Origin of the sequence: Klebsiella michiganensis (assembly GCA_000963575.1) — a bacterium.
GTDB classification, from domain to species: Bacteria; Pseudomonadota; Gammaproteobacteria; order Enterobacterales; family Enterobacteriaceae; genus Cedecea; species Cedecea michiganensis_A.
Map to the genome: position 1 here is coordinate 1,335,115 of CP011077.1, position 19,041 is coordinate 1,354,155.

General features: G+C 53.6%; 16 protein-coding genes. 8 read left to right on the forward strand and 8 right to left on the reverse strand.

Annotated features, from left to right (window positions below; translation table 11 throughout):
* Positions 1–21 precede the first annotated feature (21 nt).
* Positions 22–963, forward strand: coding sequence for a D-alanyl-D-alanine endopeptidase (gene pbpG / locus VW41_06355; GenBank protein AJZ88680.1), 942 nt, complete (start codon positions 22–24; stop codon positions 961–963).
* On the opposite strand, the gene VW41_06360 is transcribed toward pbpG, so the two are convergent.
* Both VW41_06360 and VW41_06365 read right to left on the reverse strand, forming a co-directional pair.
* Complete coding sequence (locus VW41_06360; protein AJZ88681.1) at positions 964–1,518, reverse strand: GCN5 family acetyltransferase; 555 nt, start codon at positions 1,516–1,518, stop codon at positions 964–966.
* A 114-nt stretch (positions 1,519–1,632) separates the two neighbouring features.
* Positions 1,633–3,366: a lactate dehydrogenase gene (locus VW41_06365; protein AJZ88682.1), complete on the reverse strand. Its 1,734-nt coding sequence runs from the start codon at positions 3,364–3,366 to the stop codon at positions 1,633–1,635.
* A 175-nt stretch (positions 3,367–3,541) separates the two neighbouring features.
* On the opposite strand from VW41_06365, the gene VW41_06370 reads away from it, so the two are divergent.
* Positions 3,542–5,839, forward strand: a complete 2,298-nt coding sequence (locus VW41_06370) for a beta-D-glucoside glucohydrolase (GenBank protein AJZ88683.1) — start codon at positions 3,542–3,544, stop codon at positions 5,837–5,839.
* Between the two features lie 135 nt (positions 5,840–5,974).
* Here the strand turns inward: VW41_06370 and VW41_06375 are convergent, their stop codons facing one another.
* Together VW41_06375 and VW41_06380 are read right to left on the reverse strand one after the other, a co-directional pair.
* Positions 5,975–7,285 (reverse strand): aldehyde dehydrogenase, encoded by a 1,311-nt coding sequence (locus VW41_06375; GenBank protein ID AJZ88684.1) that lies wholly within the window; start codon positions 7,283–7,285, stop codon positions 5,975–5,977.
* Positions 7,286–7,335: 50 nt separating this feature from the next.
* Positions 7,336–8,607: a bifunctional folylpolyglutamate synthase/ dihydrofolate synthase gene (locus tag VW41_06380; protein ID AJZ88685.1), complete on the reverse strand. Its 1,272-nt coding sequence runs from the start codon at positions 8,605–8,607 to the stop codon at positions 7,336–7,338.
* Positions 8,608–9,184: 577 nt separating this feature from the next.
* On the opposite strand from VW41_06380, the gene VW41_06385 reads away from it, so the two are divergent.
* Positions 9,185–9,706: a hypothetical protein gene (locus tag VW41_06385; protein ID AJZ88686.1), complete on the forward strand. Its 522-nt coding sequence runs from the start codon at positions 9,185–9,187 to the stop codon at positions 9,704–9,706.
* Between the two features lie 156 nt (positions 9,707–9,862).
* Here the strand turns inward: VW41_06385 and VW41_06390 are convergent, their stop codons facing one another.
* Positions 9,863–10,726 (reverse strand): hydroxyquinol 1,2-dioxygenase, encoded by an 864-nt coding sequence (locus VW41_06390; protein AJZ88687.1) that lies wholly within the window; start codon positions 10,724–10,726, stop codon positions 9,863–9,865.
* Positions 10,727–11,002: 276 nt separating this feature from the next.
* Between VW41_06390 and VW41_06395 the strand changes: the two genes are divergently transcribed.
* Entirely contained in the window at positions 11,003–11,578 is a 576-nt protein-coding gene (locus VW41_06395) for a hypothetical protein (GenBank protein AJZ88688.1), read from the forward strand.
* Positions 11,579–11,905: 327 nt separating this feature from the next.
* Here VW41_06395 and VW41_06400 read toward each other — a convergent pair whose 3' ends face one another.
* Both VW41_06400 and VW41_06405 read right to left on the reverse strand, forming a co-directional pair.
* Positions 11,906–13,327: an alpha,alpha-trehalose-phosphate synthase gene (locus VW41_06400; protein ID AJZ88689.1), complete on the reverse strand. Its 1,422-nt coding sequence runs from the start codon at positions 13,325–13,327 to the stop codon at positions 11,906–11,908.
* 42 nt (positions 13,328–13,369) lie between these two features.
* Entirely contained in the window at positions 13,370–14,788 is a 1,419-nt protein-coding gene (locus tag VW41_06405) for a glutamine synthetase (GenBank protein AJZ88690.1), read from the reverse strand.
* 281 nt (positions 14,789–15,069) lie between these two features.
* Here VW41_06405 and VW41_06410 point away from each other — a divergent pair, with 281 nt between their 5' ends.
* The 4 genes from VW41_06410 to VW41_06425 all read left to right on the forward strand — a co-directional run bounded on the left by VW41_06410 (position 15,070) and on the right by VW41_06425 (position 18,932).
* Positions 15,070–15,981, forward strand: a complete 912-nt coding sequence (locus tag VW41_06410) for an osmoprotectant uptake system substrate-binding protein (protein ID AJZ88691.1) — start codon at positions 15,070–15,072, stop codon at positions 15,979–15,981.
* Positions 15,982–16,118: 137 nt separating this feature from the next.
* Entirely contained in the window at positions 16,119–17,270 is a 1,152-nt protein-coding gene (locus VW41_06415) for an osmoprotectant uptake system permease (GenBank protein AJZ88692.1), read from the forward strand.
* Positions 17,270–18,217: an ATP-binding protein gene (locus VW41_06420; protein ID AJZ88693.1), complete on the forward strand. Its 948-nt coding sequence runs from the start codon at positions 17,270–17,272 to the stop codon at positions 18,215–18,217. Before VW41_06415 ends, VW41_06420 begins: the two co-directional genes overlap by 1 nt.
* Complete coding sequence (locus VW41_06425) at positions 18,201–18,932, forward strand: osmoprotectant uptake system permease (protein AJZ88694.1); 732 nt, start codon at positions 18,201–18,203, stop codon at positions 18,930–18,932. Before VW41_06420 ends, VW41_06425 begins: the two co-directional genes overlap by 17 nt.
* Here VW41_06425 and VW41_06430 read toward each other — a convergent pair.
* The gene (locus tag VW41_06430) at positions 18,913–19,020 is read right to left on the reverse strand and encodes a membrane protein (protein ID AJZ88695.1); all 108 of its coding nucleotides are present in this window, start codon (positions 19,018–19,020) and stop codon (positions 18,913–18,915) included. The two genes, VW41_06425 and VW41_06430, sit on opposite strands and share 20 nt — an antisense overlap.
* Between the last annotated feature and the right edge of the window lie 21 nt (positions 19,021–19,041).

Consider the following 19,041-nt stretch of genomic DNA (forward strand, 5'->3'; position numbering starts at 1 on the left):
AATCATTACAGAAGTGTCACCATGCCGACAAAAATCCGTTTATCGTTGTTCAGCCTTGCGCTGATGATGACTGTGCCTTTTGCCCCGCAGGCAGAGGCCAGTAAGGTCGCCACCCACGCGGCCAGCGCCGGCCAGGAGATTGCCTCCGGCAGCGCCATGATTGTCGATCTGCAAACCAACAAGATTCTCTATTCCAGCCATCCGGATCTGGTTCGTCCTATTGCCTCCATCACCAAGCTGATGACAGCGATGGTGGTGCTGGACGCCCATCTGCCGATGGATGAAATGCTGAAAGTGGACATCAGCCACACGCCTGAAATGAAAGGCGTTTACTCTCGCGTTCGTCTGAACAGCGAGATCAGCCGCAAAAATATGATGCTGCTGGCGCTGATGTCGTCTGAAAACCGCGCGGCGGCAAGCCTGGCGCACCACTATCCTGGCGGCTACGACGCGTTTATCCGCGCGATGAATGCGAAGGCGAAGTCCCTTGGCATGACTCATACCCGCTATGTGGAGCCGACCGGCCTGTCGATTGAGAACGTATCGACCGCGAGCGACCTGACTAAGCTGCTGATTGCCACGCAGAAGTATCCTCTGCTGGGGCAACTCAGCACCACCCATGAAGATATGGCAACCTTCCGCAACCCGGCTTATACGCTGCCGTTCCGTAACACCAACCACCTGGTGTACCGCGAGAACTGGAATATCCAGCTGACGAAGACCGGTTTTACCAATAACGCAGGCCACTGCCTGGTGATGCGCACTGTGATCAACGGCCGCCCAGTGGCGCTGGTGGTGCTGGATGCGTTCGGGAAATATACCCACTTCGCCGACGCCAACCGCCTGCGAAACTGGATGGAAACCGGTAAAGTGACCCCGGTTCCGGCGGCGGCGTTAAGCTACAAGCGCTCTAAAGCGGCGCAAATGGCAAGTAACACCGCAGCAGGTTCAGAAGAAGAGTAATCAGTCCGGCAGCGTCCCGTCTCCACCGTTGAGGGGGCGCTGCATCATCACGGTATCCCGCCAGTCCCCCAGCTTAAACCCGACGCTTCGCAGCCGTCCGACGGTTTCAAACCCGTTCTGGCTATGTAATTTGCATGATCCGGTATTGTTTTCCCCGTCGCCAATCACCGCAATCATCTGCCGCCAGGGCCCTTTTTCACAGCGTGCGATTAGCTCACTCAGCAGAGCCTTGCCAATGCCACGCCCAGTCATACTGGCGTCGATATACACCGAATCTTCTACCGTATAGCGGTAGCCGGGGCGAGGGCGATAAATCGTGGCGTAACAGTAGCCAACGACTTGTTTGTTAATCACCGCAACCAGCCACGGCAGACCATAACTGCGAACTGCCGCGAGGCGCTCGGTCATCTGTTTTACATCAGGCGGGGTTTCTTCAAACGATCCTTTGCCGTTCAGTACGTGCCAGGCATAAATCGTTGTAATGGCAGGGATATCGTCGGGTGTCGCTTCCCTGACCAGGACTAAAGGGAGAGGCAACGTTTCTACTGCGGACATCTTTCGCTCCTTGGGCAGAAAAAAGGGTGAAGTTACTCTTCACCCCGTTGCACTAATCTATGCCCAAAAAAGTGTGAAACATAGATTGCCCGTCATAGGAGAAACTTATCTCTGTCAGCCGGGCTTATGAACGTTATCGTCCTCGGCCCAGCCTTTACGACGTGTTGTTTTGCCAATACCCGGGTTCATACTGTTGGTCGGATCGTTGGTCTTGTAGAACTGCTTCAGCGTTTCCGGGGCTTTGTAGAGATGACCGACGTTATGCTCAGCGGGATACTGCGCCCCGCGTTCGTGCAACAGCGCCAGCATCTGCTCTTTCAGCTCGTGAACGTCCACGCCTTTTTTGACGATGTAATCCTGGTGGAAGACATGACACATAAAATGGCCGTAGTAGAGGCGGTGGATAAGCTTATCGCCGATTTCCGGGGGCAGCTCTTCGAACCAGTCTTCGTCGTTGCGGCGCAGCGCGATATCCAGCGCCAGGATATCTTCCACCTCATCCGCATGCACGGCGTGATAGCGAATGGCGGCCCCGGCAGCGGCAAAGCGGTGCAGGAAGGCTTTGCTGCCTTCTTCCGCGGTACAAACGAAAAAGTCACCTTCGGCGGTTTTAAAATATTCGCTCAGCCACGCCTTGGCCTCATCGATCCCGTCTCCGGCCATTTTCAACAGCAGGTGGTGAGGATATTTATCCCGCCAGGATTTCATGCGTTCCGGCAGGTGAGCCGGGAAGACGCCGCCAAGCTTTTGCATAAAGCGGTCGGTAAAGTGCGGCTTAAACAGTGAAACTTTGTCCAGCATCGCATCGGTGCGCCCCTTCATGGTGAAGAAGAACGGCATTTTGTCGGTGCCGAGTTTGTCTATCATCAGGAACGTGTCTTTGCCGTATTTCTCCGCGATGTCGTAAATGTCGCGGTGCATGTACTCCCCGGCGACCGGCAGATTTTCGAAGCTGGCCAGAATGTGCCGGCGGATTTCGGTCAGTACGCTGGGCTGGTTGGTGCCGATGTAAAATACCTGTTGGCGCTTTTCCGCCGGGAAGGTGTCGAGGCGTACCGCGAAGACAGCTAATTTTCCCGCGCAGCCGGAGGATTCGAACAGGCGGTCGGGGTCAGCGTTATAGCGCGCGGGCGTGTCGGCCTCAACGTCGCGCACGCGGGTTACATAATCGTGGTCGTGAGCGTGGCGGCCATCGTGCTGCACGTCGCTGTCTTTCAGACGCTCGTCATCCAGCGCGCCGAGAATTTGTTCCGGCGTGGTGCCGAGGTTAATTCCCAGATGGTTAACCAACTGCAGCTTGCCACTTTCATCAATGCGTGCGAAAAGCGACATTTCGGTATAGGCCGGGCCGCGCTGTACCAGTGAACCGCCGGAATTATTGCAAATTCCGCCGATAACTGACGCCCCAATGCAGGAGGAGCCAATCACCGAATGAGGCTCACGCCCGAGGGGCTTAAGCGCTTTTTCCAGCGAGTAGAGCGTGGTGCCAGGGTAGGCCAGTACCTGCTCACCTTTATCCAGCAGGTGCAGCTTGTCGAGGCGCAGCGTACTGATAATCACAATATCGCGATCGTAGTCGTTGCCGCTTGGCGTAGAGCCTTCTGTCAGGCTTGTGTTGGCGGCCTGCATAATAATGATTTTATCGGCCGTGACGCAGGCGCTTAATACGCGCCACAGCTCCAGCAACGAGCCGGGGAACACCACGGCCAGCGCTTCCCCCTGGCCGGAACGGAAGCCTTTGCGGTAGCGGGCCGTTTTAGCCGGGTCGGTTAAAACATGGTGAGAGCCAACGTGGCGAGAGAGTTCGTTTATCAGCGTTTTATTATCGGAAGTCATCAAAACAGACATGGATCCACTCCTTGTGGTGGCATCAAAAGCTTGCCGTTAAGCATAGCGCTGAAAAACGTGAGCGTAACGAGGAAATCTCCACGAAATCAGAAGCCAGGCTTTGCTACGCTCTTCTTACCGTGGTGGCGATGTGGCAAACTGCACGCCTTAACAAAAGCTTGTGAGAGTGAATCCGATGAAATGGCTCTGTTCTGTAGGGATTGCCGTAAGCCTGGCGCTGCAGCCTGCGCTGGCCGACGAAATGTTTGGCCCGCACCCTTTAACGCCGGAAGCGCGTGATGCCTACGTCACCGACCTGCTGAAAAAAATGACCACCGATGAAAAAATCGGTCAGCTACGTTTGATAAGCGTCGGCCCGGATAACCCGAAAGAAGCCATCCGTGAAATGATCAAAGCCGGGCAGGTGGGGGCCATTTTCAACACCGTCACCCGCCAGGACATCCGCACCATGCAGGATCAGGTGATGCAGCTCAGCCGCCTGAAAATTCCTCTCTTCTTCGCCTACGATGTGGTGCACGGCCAGCGCACCGTTTTCCCGATAAGCCTTGGCCTGGCGTCCTCTTTCAACCTTGATGCGGTCAAAACCGTGGGTCGTATTTCCGCCTATGAAGCCGCAGATGACGGCCTGAACATGACCTGGGCGCCAATGGTGGATGTCTCGCGCGATCCGCGCTGGGGCCGCGTGTCCGAAGGTTTCGGGGAAGACACTTATCTGACCTCGATTATGGGGCGGACCATGGTTGAAGCGATGCAGGGCAAAAGCCCGGCGGATCGCTATTCGGTGATGACCAGCGTGAAACACTTCGCGGCCTATGGCGCAGTAGAGGGCGGGAAAGAGTACAACACCGTCGACATGAGCCCGCAGCGGCTGTTCAACGACTACATGCCGCCTTACAAAGCCGCGCTGGACGCGGGCAGCGGCGGCGTGATGGTCGCGCTGAACTCCCTGAACGGTACGCCTGCTTCCGCAGACAGCTGGTTGCTGAAAGATTTGCTGCGTGACGAATGGAAATTCAAAGGCATTACCATTTCCGACCACGGGGCGATTAAGGAACTTATCAAACACGGCGTGGCCAGCGACCCGAAAGACGCGGTGCGCATTGCGCTCAACTCCGGCATCAACATGAGTATGAGCGATGAGTACTACAGCAAATACCTGCCGGAGCTGGTGAAGAGCGGCGCGGTGCCGATGAAAGAGCTGGATGACGCCACTCGCCACGTACTGAACGTGAAATACGACATGGGGTTGTTCAACGATCCGTACAGCCACCTCGGGCCGAAGGACTCTGACCCGGTGGATACCAACGCCGAAAGCCGTCTGCACCGTAAAGAAGCGCGTGAAGTGGCGCGTGAAAGCATGGTACTGCTGAAAAACCGTCTCCAGACTCTGCCGCTGAAAAAGACCGCCACCATTGCGGTGATTGGTCCATTGGCGGACAGCAAGCGTGATGCGATGGGCAGCTGGTCTGCCGCAGGCGTGGCCGCGCAGTCCGTGACGCCGCTGGAAGGTATCAAAAATGCCGTTGGCCAGCAGGGCAAAGTGGTGTTTGCGAAAGGCGCTAACGTTACCGATGAAAAAGACATCGTCGAGTTCCTGAACCAGTACGAACCCGCCGTTACCGTTGACCCGCGCACGCCTAAGGCGATGCTCGATGAAGCGGTGAATACGGCGAAAAATGCCGACGTAGTGGTGGCCGTAGTGGGTGAAGCTCAGGGTATGGCGCACGAGGCCTCCAGCCGCACCAACCTGACGCTGCCGCAGAGCCAGCGTGACCTGATTGCCGCCCTGAAAGCCACCGGTAAACCGCTGGTGCTGGTGCTGATGAACGGGCGTCCTCTGGCGCTGGTGAAAGAAGATCAGCAGGCGGACGCGCTGCTTGAAGCCTGGTACGGCGGTACCGAAGGCGGCAACGCCATCGCTGACATTCTGTTCGGCGACTACAACCCGTCAGGTAAACTGCCAATGTCCTTCCCACGCTCCGTGGGGCAAATCCCGACCTACTACAGCCACCTGAATACCGGTCGCCCTTACGATCCGGAAAAACCAAACAAATACACCTCGCGCTACTTCGATGAAGCGAACGGGCCGCTGTATCCGTTTGGCTACGGGCTGAGCTACACCACCTTTAAAGTGGGGGACGTGAAGCTTTCTGCACCAACCATGAAACGCGACGGCAAAGTAGAAGCTTCGGTGACCGTCACCAATACCGGCGACCGCGAAGGGGAAACCGTGGTGCAGATGTATCTGCAGGACGTGACCGCTTCCATGAGCCGCCCGGTGAAAGAGCTGAAAGGCTTTAAGAAAGTGGCGCTAAAAGCAGGTGAAAGCCAGACGGTCAGCTTCCCAATCGACATCAGCGCCCTGAAGTTCTGGAACGCGAAGATGAAGTATGACGCGGAACCGGGCAAGTTCAACGTGTTTATCGGCCTGGATTCCGCCCGCGTGAAGCAGGGTGAGTTTGAGCTGAAATAAGCCGGTTATCGTTAAATAAAGCCACCTCCAGGGGTGGCTTTTTTCACACTCTAACGCTTTCAGAAGCAGCGTAAGCCCTGTATTTAACAGAGGTTAACGTTTGCGGGTAATTTCATTTTTCATCAAGATAGAAAGTCATTTATTAATAACAATGGATTTTCGATGAGTGAAAGCCAGGTAGCTGTAATAGCCGCGGTATTCGCCCATGCCGGACATGCCTGTGCCGCCGAAGGGCAAGTAAGGGGACGTTGCCTGCTGCATTACGCCATTTATTATGGCATCTCCTGACGGGATTCGGGATATTATTTCTTTGCCTTGTTCGATGTTATTGGTAAAAACGTAGGCGGCTAAAGGTTTGGGGTGATATTGATTAATGGACTCCACGGCATCGTTAATATCAGTAAAAGTCAGAACTGGAAGTATTGGGCCAAATAACTCACTACGCATTAATTCATCATGCCAATTTACTTCGGTAACGACCGTAGCCTGCATATGTCGGGTTGCTACATTTGCCTGGCCGCCAAAGATTATTTTTCCTTGGGTATGCGTCAGCATCCCGGTTAAATATTCTACCTGTTTTTCTGATACCAGTTTTCCAATAGCGTCGATGCCTGGAATTGTCGTTTTTATTTTTTCAAGAAGTTTGCTCAGCAGCATGTCCTTGATGCTTTCATCGGCCAAAACATAGTCTGGAGCTACGCATGTCTGGCCGCTATTAGAAAATCGGCCAAACGCCAGCATGTTAACGGTACGGTCGATATCGGCATCGCTTAACACAATAAATGGCGATTTACCCCCTAACTCGAGAATGACAGGGGTGAGATTCTTTGCGGCCGCGGCCATGACAATTTTCCCGGTAGCAGGGCTGCCGGTGAAAAATATAAAATCAAACGGTAAGCTAAGAAGATAAGTATTTTCATCTTTACCCCCTTGTATTACCGCGATGTATTCTTCGTGAAAAGTGGATGCAATGATTTTTTCGATAACTTTGGCGCTCTCAGGGGTGAGATCTGAAGGTTTTATAATCGCCGTATTACCGCCCACAATGGCACCAAGTAATGGGCAAAAAACAAGATTTATCGGGTAGTTGAAAGGGCCGATAATATAGCTCACGCCAAATGCTTCATGCTCAATAAAAGCCTCTGAAAAAGTGGTTCCTGGATACTCAGGAACGGCTTCCGGGCGTGCCCATTCATCAAGGTGGGCAAGCATAAAATCGAGTTCTGAAATGACCCGGCCAATCTCTGTGCGGTCAACAAGATCTTTTGATTTCCCCAGATCTTTGTCGAGTGCGAGATATAAATCCTCGGCGTGATTGAGGATAGACTGCCTAAGCCTTTGTAAACTCTCTTTCCTGAATGAAATGCTTTTTGTTGCGCCCGTTTTGAAAAAATATTTTTGCGCATTAAATATTCTATGAATCGTGGCGTTGTCGGTTGTTAACATTCTTTTTCGATGCTTGAGGTTGATTGATGTATGGTGGCTCATTGTGGTTCTCAGCTTTGCGCTATGGCCGGATTCAGTTCGTTCAGCACAGGCGCTACTGAATAGAACGACCCGCAAACAACGATAACATCGCCTGGATTGGCATCACTTTTGGCCGCATCCCAGCCGGATAAAATATCCGGGAAAAGTTTTGCCGCCGGTAAATATTGCGCAGTATCCTCCGCCTTAGAGCTTCTCGGGCCGGCCTGAATGCCACAGCAATACCACTCCTCGGAAAGGTCTTTTAAATAATCGACGGTGCCTTTAATGTCTTTATTAATAAGCATGCCAATAACAAAGAGATATTTTCCTTTTTTAGGGTAGTTACGCAACCTTTCCGCCAGGTACGCCGCAGCGTGAGGGTTATGCGCCACATCTAAAATCACGGCAGGATGATGGTCAATTATCTGAAAACGGCCGGGTAAATTGGCCTCATGGATAACGTCATGCAGCGCCGCCCGTTCAAATTTAAGCCCGCTGACACGCAGCGCGGCGATTGCGGTAGCCACGTTATCGCGCGGCATTTTAGGTGGGCTTAACGGGGTGATTTCGCCGAGTTTATCGCTAAACGCCCATTCATCTCCACTCTCTGTTATGTGCCAGTCCACGCCATTTTGATGGGGAATAGCCCCTATTTGCTGTGCATGACGAAGCATTGATTCCGGGGCCTGGTGTTGCCCAATCACCGCCGGACGCCCGCTGCGGAAGATGCCGGCTTTGATCTCACCGATAGCTTCGGTGCCTTTGCCTAACCAGTCTTCGTGATCCAGGGCGACGTTGGTGATAACGGAGACGTCGGGGGTGAGAATGTTTGTTGCATCGTCCCGGCCTCCCATGCCAACCTCAATAATGGCAACGTCTACCTGAGCCCATTTGATCAGGCAGAATGCGCCCAGGGTATTGAATTCGAAAGGCGTAAGCGTCGTGGCCTGGCGTGCTTTTTCTATTTCAACAAAAGCGGCGATGTGGGCCGCATCCGACAGCTCCTTGCCCTGAATGCGCACGGTCTCTGTATAGTGAATCATGTGGGGTGAACTGAATACGCCCACTTTGTATCCAGATTTCATCAGAACTTTTTCAAGGGTATGGCAGGTGGTGCCTTTACCGTTGGTCCCGCCCACTAAAAACACGAAAGGAGCGGGCTTCAACACTGCGAGTTTCGCGGCGACGTCTTTTATTCTGTCTAAACCCATATCAATGACCTGCGAGTGAAGGCTATCGATATAAGCAAGCCAACGAGGTAAATCAGAGGTGAGATCGGGAATGCTTGTGCTGTTGCTCATGAAATATTCCTTGGTTAAACATCTACGCTATCTGAACAATGTGCCTACGCCAGGTTATAGTACTCATAGAAGAAAAAATAAGATGCTGTAGTTGTAAGAAACAAATAATGCACTTTTGAAGCAATATTGAATATTTATCTCACTGAGTTATGGGCTGGCAATCTAAGGATGTTTTCAACATCGAGAACACTTTGCCTGTTAAGCCAGAATATGTGGTGTGGGTTTTTGAAATAGTGATATTTTTCAATGTCATTGCGAGTGTGTAGTGTTTTTCTCTCTATATTTCTGCCTTTCATTTTAAGCATCTTTTTGGTTGTGAATGCCGGATGAGGAACGTTGCTGGACGTCTAATGCCAGCCCTGTAAATTATTTAATCCACTTGTTTAGAGTAACCTTTGCTTACAACTAGCCAGACGCCAACGAGTTTAAAACTATTAGAAACCCTATTATCTTTCTGCCTGGTAGTTAAGTAAGTGTTAAGGCAAGTCTGGCGAGGGGAAATATTATTTTCTTTCTCTTTATTTACCGTTGTCTGCTGCGGTTATATGACCCGGCGTATTGGTACAGTGTGGTTTATATGCATATTTATAATGTTAAAACGTTATCGGTATCTCATGCTACCGTCATCATTAGCGTCGCATATGATGACTTTACCCACCACTTCGAATCGCTGACAGGGCAATTTGATGAGGAGAAAATTCGTTCTGTTTCCACGGAAGATATTCCTGGTGAGATAGCCAAAATGGAAGGGGAGGAGGGGTTTATGATATTCGGAAAGCAAAAACATGGCGCGCTTTTCCCCGTGAGTGAGGAAAGAAAAAAAGCTTGTCGATACTATATTGGTAATCCACTGATATTGTCTTCAATGAACCAGTATGATATTCGTGCCGGGCTGTCAGCTCCGCTAACAGTGTTAATGTATGAAGTCGATAAAAGTGCGTTAGCCGTTGAGTTTGATTTGCCAACGTCTATTTTCGGCAGCTATAACGTGCCTGAGATTACCGTGGTTGGGGAAGTTTTGCATGCCCGTTTGCTTCGCCTGATTGACAAGACGACTAAGCAGGTCAAGCAATCCCGGTCGTCTCAAACAATGCATTAATTTAAAATCAAACTGTCTGCGCCGGGTATTTAATACCGGGTTACCGATGCCAGGAGGGCAAGGAATGTTTTGTAATGGATAAACCGCTGCTGTGAGTCATTCGGGGCAGCGGTTTTTATTTTCTCGAGAGAAAAATATGCGGTCTTTTATTTAACTTTAGCTGACCGGGTTCAGGACAAAGTTGAAGTCCAGGGTGCAGAAAGGTTGCGGACAAATCGTACCGTCAGGGGCAATGCCCGGCTCGTGTTTAACCCAGTCGGCAATCAATGACGTTCGTACCCCAAAAACGCTATCCGAATTGAGGTGGTCGTCATCTTTATTGAAGATATGCGTAATTAAACGCTGGTATCCCTCCGCATTGATCATGAAATGTAAATGCGCCGGGCGCCACGCCCCTCTCCCCTGGGCCGCAAGCAGGCTGCCAACCGGGCCGTCGCGGGGGATCTCGTAAGCCTCCGGAACAACGGTTCTAAAAAAGAAGTCTCCCTGTGAGTCTGCTTTCAGGACTCCGCGACACCGAAGCCCGTGAATGCCCAATGCCTGCACATCGTATTGGCCATCGCCGTCGGCATGCCAGATATCAATCGTTGCATTGGCGATGATTTCCCCGCCCAACCCGGTTACTTTGCCTTTTACAAACCAGGGTGTGCCCGGCGCACCCTGTGAAAAATCTTCTCCCGGTGCAAGCTGCGGAGCTTCTGCCACATGAAAAGGCCCAAATACGGTGGATTCGGTGCATCCAATGGGTTTTCGATTATTTTGCGCAATGACCAAAGAAGATAATCCCAGCACATCGGAAAGCAAAATAAACTCCTGGCGCTCGGGGCTGCAGTGTTTTCCCACCTGGGTAAGAAACTCAATGCCTTGCTCCCACTCCTGTTCCGTCAACTGGACTTCCCGGGCAAAAGAATGCAAATGCTCGATCAGGCCAGTAAAAATCTTATGCATACGGTCGTCGGTGGGGATTGAAATTTTGGAGAGAACTTCCTCGGTAATATTTTTATCATCAAGGTTTAACATTTTATTATGTCTCGCTGTCACGAGGTGTAGGGTAAAGGACAAACAATGTGACACCGACTTTTTAAACTTAAAATGTCTTATTCTGGAATTAGTGTAATGAAGTGTATTGTTTTTGGTTTAATTGTTTTTGTGTGGTTATTAAGAAATTAGATGTCTAACTTTGCGGGTTTATCTACTTTTTGTCGTCTCTTGCATAATAAAAAATTCATAAAATAAATATGAATAAAATTCGGCGGTGAAACGTTAGCTGAGTATGTTTGCTAACGGACATACTCCATGCTGCGTATTCTTCTGAAAACAATCCTCGGCCTGCTGGTCAGCCCGTTGCTGTATGCCGCGCCGGAAAATTACAGCATCATCACGCCTCAAACCGGCATTGCGCTCTCGTGGCATGCTTTCGGCAGCACATCGCAGGCACACCTCGACGGCGTTACCGGTTCTCTTTTGCTGGACAGGGGAAACGATTTGCATGACAGCATCAGCGTGCGCATCCCCGTCTCAACGCTTCAGGCGTCCAATAGCGTGTTAACTTATCAGCTGCAGGGCGGGTTATTCTTTGATACGGCACATTACCCGACGCTATCCTTTACCAGCACCAGAGTTGTGGCCCTGGGCCCCGGGCGTTATCGAATTTTTGGCCTGCTGCAGGTAAAAAATGTCCAGCGTCCGGTGATTCTTGACGCCAGCATGGATAACGCTCCCACCGCTGGCGCAGATAAAAAGGCCCTCTCTTTGCGGGCCACAACGGTTATTTCGCGCGCCGCTTTTAATATGGATAAATTTGAGGCTGTGGTGGATGACAGTATTGCGATTGAAATAAAAATCCGTGCGAGGGCTCGGTTGGCTGGCTAGTGGAATATCAACTGCGGCCATCGTACCGGTGAATGTGTCAGGGGAATCACCGTCATTCTCCTGAGTACTCTGACTTCCGGCCAAATAAATTGATCGCTAAAGCGGCAGGCCTCAGTTTTATCTCCCACACTGACTTAAACCACTATGTTGCTTCTTACCCTCTCCCCGGAAGGAAGAGGGGATAAATAGTGCCCCGTCGTTTCTTTCCCCCTCGCCCCTTCGGGAAGAGGGCCGGGGTGAGGGGAAGGATCTTGTCAGGCTCTTCTCGATCCCGAATGTTAGGGGGGCGCCGGTGGGTTCACTGCCCAAAGCGCATAATTCTGACCATTAATACAAACTCTGCGGCGTGAAAATACCGTGATGAGAGGCGCGGAAAGGGATCGCCGTCGCAGGCGCCTGAGCTGGCTCTGCATTGAGTGAATCAAGAAAGGCTCTGGCCCACCACTGGCTGTCATACCTTTCCACTTTGGCCAGCAGCTGCTGGTGCCGGCGTTTCCGCTCATGCAGCGGCATTGTTAGCGCGGAATAGAGCGCATGGCTTGCTTCGTTGGCATCGTAGGGGTTAATCAACACCGCATCCGTCAGCTGTTCCGCCGTGCCGGTCAGAGCCGACAGCATGAGCACCCCGGGATCTTCTGCATCCTGCGCGAGAACAAAGGCTTTGGCCTCAAGGCTCATCCCCTCAGAAAGCGGGGTGAACATCGCCACATGGGCGTTGCGGTAGAAAGCATAAATCAAATCTGAATGGCACAGGTGGTTGCGAATGTAGTTGATGGGGTACCAGGAGGCATCCCCAAAACGGGCGTTAATTTCAGCGCACTGGTGTTCAAGTCGGTCGCAGAGATCGCCTGCCGACCACGAATATCCCCTTGAAGCATCAGAAATTTGTAGCAGGCTGACGTCTCGCAGGTACTCGGGGTGTGTATTCAGGAACGTTTCCATCGTATTCAGGTGGCAATGCACGCCGCTGATATCACTGATGGTGTCGTTGCCGATCACTATCTGGCGAGGGTAGTTGCGCACCGCCTCGGCGTTGGTGTGCGAAAGCGGCGGCATAGTTTTATCTACCCCGCACGGGAAAATCCCCAGTCTGATAGCGTGTCCGTTAAGCTGAATAAGATTGTCCGCCAGCCGTTCCACGCGATAAAACCGTAACGCATAGGCCAGGAAGTTATTCACGTCCCCGCTCGACTGGAAGCCGAGCAGGTCGTAGCTGAACAGGGCCTGCATTAGACCGTCGTGCTCTGGCACAGAGCGCAGCACATCGCCAGGTGGGAAGGGCTGATGCAGGAAGAAGCCGCTGCGGTTGGCATAGCCATCCTCTTTGAGCATCTTGCCGGTGAACAACAGATGATAGTCCTGCACCCAGACGATATCGCCGGGCTCAATTTTGGCGGCCACCCGCGTCTTCACGTCATGGTTATAATTTTTCCAGGTGGTGAAATACTCTTTTTTATAGTGGATCAGGTCCGGGCGATTGTGGAAAACCGGCCACAGTACCTGATGAATATAGCCCTGGTAGAAGTTGTCATACTCGTTGGGGGTCAGCGCCCAGCTGTATTGCTGGTAGCCTGTCTGGCTGAAAAAACGCTCTTTTCTCTGCTTATTCCCTGCGGCTATTTCACCGTTCCAGCCAAACCACAGGCCTGAATGTTTCTTCAGAACGGCATGAAGAACCGGAAGTAAAGGATCGCCACGCTGTCCGCGTTCTGGCTGGCAGCGATTAGACAGCATAATAAGACGAGACATACATCACCTCAGGTTAGTATTCAGGTTGATAGCGCACGGACGTTAGCGGGACAGCACCGCTTCTTGCTGGGTCACAATAGTTTCAAACCACGCCAGTTCAGACAGCTTGTGGGTTACCCACTGCCGGGAGAACGCTTCCCCCAGACTTTCGGTCATGTAATGGCTTTGCTGAAACTCTTCGATCGCGATGTGCTGGAACAGCGGCAGCTCAGGGGCAAACAGCGCCGAATTTTTCAGGGTGTCGCTGTCGATATTTTCCAGCCCGTAAAGCATGCCTGTGAGGATGGTGGCCATCGCCAGATACGGGTTCACGTCCGCCCCGGCGAGGCGATACTCAATACGGCGGTTGCTATCGTCAGAGCAGGGGATGCGCAAGGCGGCGCTGCGCTTGTTGTAGCCCCAGGAGCTGAACAGCGGCTCGTTAAGATTTTTGCGAAGCCTTCGGAATGAGTTTACGTGCGGGGCAATGACGGCCACAGCGGCGGGCATTGTTTGCAGCATCCCCGCAAGGCAGAGCTGGGTCATTTCGTTCAGGGCTTCCGCCGGTGAGGCGAAGACGTTGTCGCCTTTGCGGTCGTTCAGGCTGATATGAAAATGCAGGCCGTTCCCGGCCAGGTGCGAAAATGGTTTAGCCATGAAATTGGCCTGGTAGCCAAACTTATCGGCCACGATGCTGGTCAGGCGGCGCAGCGCCAGCACGCTTTCGCAAACGCCAACGATGTCTTTGCCGTGCTTCAGGTTCAGCTCAAACTGCCCGGCTTCCGCTTCGCAGACGATGCCGCTCAGCGGTAGCTTTTGATCGGCGGCCGCCTGCTCCAGCGCTTCAATAAAGGCGGTGTAATCCGAAGGGACTGGCATATAAAAACAGCCCTGGGCCGGCACGTCCTGTTGGGCCTTACTGACCAGATAAAACTCTATTTCCGGGGCGGCGACCGGGTACAAGCCGTGGTAATGAAACTTCTGCAGGACATTTTCCAGCACCACTCTGGGTTCCAGCGCGTAGCCGCTGCCGTCGCTCTGCTTCATGGTCAGCAGCAGCTGCGCGTTATGCTTCGGATCGTGGGCGCAGGGCCGCAGCGTGCCGGCCACCGGCAGGCAAAGCCCATCGGGTTCGTCGTATTCCACGGCTGCCGACGCCTGGCTAAACGGCTTGCCCTCGTGATCCATCGCGTAAACGGACTGCGGAAAATAGCAGCCGGCAGAGAGCGATAGCAGGCTGTCTACCGCGATGCGTTTGCCGCGAAAAGCACCGTTGACGTCATTGAGGTAAATATCAACGTGCTTTGTTTCAGGGTGACGTTGCAAATAGCGCTGCACCTCTTCGGCAAACTCTCTGGCTCGCTCCTCCGCTGGTTTTTGCCGCACTGACTTGCCGACAGATTCTTCATTTGATGAGGCCTGCGGAAAAGCGAAAAGCGTAAAGATGTTTTTAACGAGTGAGTGGTGAATAAGTGAGTTCATGGCGGTCTTTTTCTAAGCCTCTCGGCGACGAAAAGAGCATATTCACTGGCGTATAAAAAGAAGGTAAAAAAGCCAAAGCGGCGGGTAAAAAAAGTATAAATGGCAATAAGTGTGGGGATTTAGCCCGGCGGTGGGGAAGACTATCCCCATGCCTCTGGCAGCCCGTCTGTTCAAACGAGTTCGCATATCATATACCGCTTAGTGCTTTCCCCAGCTGATTCAAACTCGGCTATTCTTTGTTTACTGCATGATTTTTAAGTAAAGAACAACGAGGAATAACTATGAACTTATCAACACGTTGGGGTTTAGCAGGGTTAGTGATGTTGGCGACAGGCGCGCAGGCGGCTGAACCGGTTAAAGTCGGCTCGAAAATTGACACCGAAGGCTCGTTGCTCGGCAATATTATTTTGCAGGTGCTGGAAAGCCACGATGTGAAAACCGTCAATAAAGTCCAGCTTGGCACCACGCCGGTTGTGCGCGGCGCAATCACCTCCGGTGAACTGGATATTTATCCTGAATACACCGGCAACGGCGCGTTCTTCTTTAAAACTGAAAACGATCCGGCCTGGAAAGATGCCCAGAAGGGCTATGAAAAAGTTAAGCAGCTGGATTACGACAAAAACCACCTGGTCTGGCTGACTCCGGCCCCGGCCAACAACACTTACACCATCGCGGTACGTAAGGATCTGGCGGAGAAAAACCACCTGGTTTCCCTGGCCGATCTTAGCGAATACCTGAAAAAGGGCGGCACCTTTAAGCTTGCGGCTTCCGCCGAGTTTATCGAGCGTTCCGACGCGCTACCGGCCTTTGAAAAAGCCTACGGCTTTAAGCTGGAACAAAGCCAGCTGCTTTCCCTGGCCGGGGGTGACACCGCGGTAACCATTAAAGCGGCGGCGCAGCAAACCTCCGGCGTTAATGCCGCGATGGCTTACGGTACCGACGGCCCGGTTGCGGCATTGGGGCTGGAAACGCTGACTGACCCGAAAGGCGTCCAGGCTGTTTCCGCGCCGACCGCCGTGGTGCGTGAAGCCGTGCTGAAAGAATATCCGCAAATTGGCGACTGGCTGAAACCGGTCTTTACTTCCCTCGACCAAAAAACGCTGCAGCAGCTGAACGCGAAGATTGCTGTGGAAGGTCAGGATGCCAAAAAAGTAGCCGCCGATTACTTAAAGCAAAAAGGCTTTGTTAAATAGCCTGCTGGCGGCGTGTATTGTGCGTAAAAGCCGGAACCCCGGTCTGATACAAGCCATGTATGCTGTGATCTGGTCTGTCTCAAACAGTCGAAAACGTCGGTTTTCGGCTGTTTGTCATCAATCTGCTGGAATAACGTTTGCTAAAAATTCATAACAGGGTACTGCTGCTGCTGGTGTTACTGCTGGCGGCAGCCTGGATGTTACTCCCTATCATCAACAACGCGCCTAACCGCCTGGTTTCCGGTGAGCCGCTGGGCATCACCCAGTTACCCGGCACGCTGCATTACTGGCTGGCGCTTCCCTTCCTGATGCTGGCTGGCCTGACGCTGGCGCCGGGGCGAGCCCTCACTCAACTGGTGATTATTGCGATCGGCGAACTGCTGTTCATTGGCCTGCTGTTACTGCTGGGGCACATTGCGAGCCAGTTTGCCCTGGAGGGCAGTTCCCTCGCGCGGACTTCTCCCGGCAGCGGCCTGTGGTTAATGCTGGCGGTTTGCCTGCTGTTGTGCGCCGATGCGGCTAACCGCCTCACGGCCAACCCTCTGTGGCGGCTCTTGCTGAACCTGCAAATCTGGATAGTCCCCGTCGTGCTGCTGGCAACCGGCTACTTCAGCGATCTTTCGCTGATGAAGGAATACGTCAACCGCCAGGATGTGTTTGACGATGCCCTGAGCCGTCACCTGGCATTACTGGCCGGCACGCTGGTACCGGCGCTGTTGATTGGCATCCCGCTGGGGCTCCTTTGCTATCGCCGCCCGGCCTGGCAATCCGGCGTATTTTCTCTGCTGAACGTGATTCAGACTGTGCCCTCCGTGGCGCTGTTCGGGCTGCTTATTGCGCCCCTGGCCGGCCTTGCCGCCTGGCTGCCGTGGCTCGGGAAAATCGGCGTGAGCGGGATTGGCGTCGCGCCTGCGCTAATTGCGCTGGTGCTTTATGCGCTATTGCCGCTGGTGCGCGGCGTAGTGGCGGGTTTGCAGCAGGTGCCACGCAACATTGTGGAAAGCGCGCTGGGCATGGGCATGTCGCGGGCGCAAATTTTTTGGCGAGCGGAAGTCCCGCTGGCGTTGCCGGTGCTGCTGCGCAGCTTACGGGTGGTCTGTGTGCAGACTATCGGGATGGCCGTTATCGCCGCGCTGATTGGTGCGGGCGGATTTGGCTCGATTATTTTCCAGGGGCTGTTGAGCAGCGCGCTGGATTTGGTTCTGCTTGGCGTGATGCCGGTTATCGCCCTGGCGGTGATCGTCGACGCGCTATTTAAGCTGTTTATTTCTCTGCTGGAGGCAAAATAATGATCGAGTTCGACAGCGTCAGCAAATACTTCCACGGCGAGGCGGCGGTCAGCGATTTGACGCTGAACATTCGCGAAGGGCAGTTCACCGTGCTGATCGGCACCTCCGGCTCAGGAAAGTCCACCACGCTGAAGATGATTAACCGGCTGGTGGAGCATGATGAAGGGCGCATTCGCTTTGCCGGGGAAGAGATCCGCAGTTTTGACCCAAAGGTGCTTCGCCGCCGGATGGGCTACGCCATTCAGTCCATCGGCCTGTTCCCGCACTGGACGGTGGCGCAGAACATTGCCACGGTGCCTGAGCTGCTGAAGTGGCCGAAGGCGAGAGTCGCCGAACGTATTGATGAGCTGCTGGAGCTGTTGGGCCTGGATGCCGCGCAGTTCCGCGACCGTTATCCGCACCAGCTCTCCGGCGGGCAGCAGCAGCGCGTGGGCGTGGCCCGTGCGTTGGCCGCTGACCCGGAAGTACTGCTGATGGACGAGCCTTTTGGGGCGCTGGATCCGGTAACCCGCGCGACGCTGCAGCAGGAGATGATCCGCATTCATCAACTGCTGGGGCGCACCATCGTGCTGGTGACGCACGACATCGACGAGGCTTTGACGCTTGCCGACAACATCGTGCTGATGGACGGCGGCAAAGTCATTCAGCAGGGGACGCCGCTGGAACTGCTGACGAACCCGGCCAACGATTTTGTTCGGGATTTCTTTGGCCGCAGCGAGCTTGGCGTACGGCTGCTCTCGCTGCGTCACGTCGCGGACAGCATTCGCGCCGATGAACGTCTGGAAGGCGAGCCTATCCGGGCAGATATGACCCTGCGCGAAGCGCTCTCACTGTTTATCGACAGGCAGTGCGAGCAACTGCCGGTGGTGGATGCGCGCAATCAGCCCTGTGGCGTGCTGCATTTTAGCGATCTGGTCAGGAGGAGAGAAAATGCGCCTGCTGCGTGATCCTTTGCTGTGGCTTATCGCGCTTTTTGTTGCGCTGTTGCTGCTGCTGCCCTATACCAGCGGGCTGTTTAGCTGGCTATTCCCCCAGCTGACCCGGCCGATGTACCAGCAGGACAGCTTTCTCTCTCTGGCACTGGCGCATTTAACGCTGGTGGGCATTTCCAGCGTGGTTGCGGTGGTGATTGGCGTGGGGCTGGGAATTCTGGTCACACGCCCGGCAGGAGAGGAGTTTCGTTCGTTGGTGGAGACCATTACCGCCGCCGGGCAAACCTTTCCGCCGGTGGCCGTATTAGCCGTGGCGGTGCCGGTGATGGGATTCGGGCAAGAGCCGGCGATCATCGCGCTGGTGATTTACGGCCTGCTGCCGATTTTACAAGGTACGCTGGCGGGTATTGGGGCCGTGCCTGAATCCGCACGCGAGATTGCGCTTGGCATTGGTATGAGCCGCGGGCAAATGCTGCGGAAAGTGGAACTGCCGCTTGCCGCGCCGGTCATTCTGGCGGGCATCAGGACATCGGTGATTATTAATATCGGCACCGCGACGATTGCCTCCACCGTGGGTGCCAATACGCTGGGATCGCCGATTATTATCGGGCTAAGCGGTTTTAATACCGCCTATGTGATTCAGGGCGCGGTGCTGGTGGCGCTGGCGGCAATTGTCACTGACCGCCTGTTTGAGCGCCTGGAAAGTTACGTCACGCGCCATGCAAAATAACGATGTAGCCGACCAGCATCACGCCGCCAATGCCGCCGATCGCCATAACAAGCATTCCGCCCACAAGGGCAATTTTTGACAGTTTCATCCGTTGCTCCGTTTGTTAACG

Excerpts from the sequence above, each read along its gene's own strand:
- pbpG (AJZ88680.1), top strand. The coding sequence starts at position 22 with ATGCCGACAAAAATCCGTTTATCGTTGTTCAGCCTTGCGCTGATGATG.
- VW41_06360 (AJZ88681.1), bottom strand. The coding sequence starts at position 1,518 with ATGTCCGCAGTAGAAACGTTGCCTCTCCCTTTAGTCCTGGTCAGGGAA.
- VW41_06365 (AJZ88682.1), bottom strand. The coding sequence starts at position 3,366 with ATGTCTGTTTTGATGACTTCCGATAATAAAACGCTGATAAACGAACTC.
- VW41_06370 (AJZ88683.1), top strand. The coding sequence starts at position 3,542 with ATGAAATGGCTCTGTTCTGTAGGGATTGCCGTAAGCCTGGCGCTGCAG.
- VW41_06375 (AJZ88684.1), bottom strand. The coding sequence starts at position 7,285 with ATGTTAACAACCGACAACGCCACGATTCATAGAATATTTAATGCGCAA.
- VW41_06380 (AJZ88685.1), bottom strand. The coding sequence starts at position 8,607 with ATGAGCAACAGCACAAGCATTCCCGATCTCACCTCTGATTTACCTCGT.
- VW41_06385 (AJZ88686.1), top strand. The coding sequence starts at position 9,185 with ATGCATATTTATAATGTTAAAACGTTATCGGTATCTCATGCTACCGTC.
- VW41_06390 (AJZ88687.1), bottom strand. The coding sequence starts at position 10,726 with ATGTTAAACCTTGATGATAAAAATATTACCGAGGAAGTTCTCTCCAAA.
- VW41_06395 (AJZ88688.1), top strand. The coding sequence starts at position 11,003 with ATGCTGCGTATTCTTCTGAAAACAATCCTCGGCCTGCTGGTCAGCCCG.
- VW41_06400 (AJZ88689.1), bottom strand. The coding sequence starts at position 13,327 with ATGTCTCGTCTTATTATGCTGTCTAATCGCTGCCAGCCAGAACGCGGA.
- VW41_06405 (AJZ88690.1), bottom strand. The coding sequence starts at position 14,788 with ATGAACTCACTTATTCACCACTCACTCGTTAAAAACATCTTTACGCTT.
- VW41_06410 (AJZ88691.1), top strand. The coding sequence starts at position 15,070 with ATGAACTTATCAACACGTTGGGGTTTAGCAGGGTTAGTGATGTTGGCG.
- VW41_06420 (AJZ88693.1), top strand. The coding sequence starts at position 17,270 with ATGATCGAGTTCGACAGCGTCAGCAAATACTTCCACGGCGAGGCGGCG.
- VW41_06425 (AJZ88694.1), top strand. The coding sequence starts at position 18,201 with ATGCGCCTGCTGCGTGATCCTTTGCTGTGGCTTATCGCGCTTTTTGTT.
- VW41_06430 (AJZ88695.1), bottom strand. The coding sequence starts at position 19,020 with ATGAAACTGTCAAAAATTGCCCTTGTGGGCGGAATGCTTGTTATGGCG.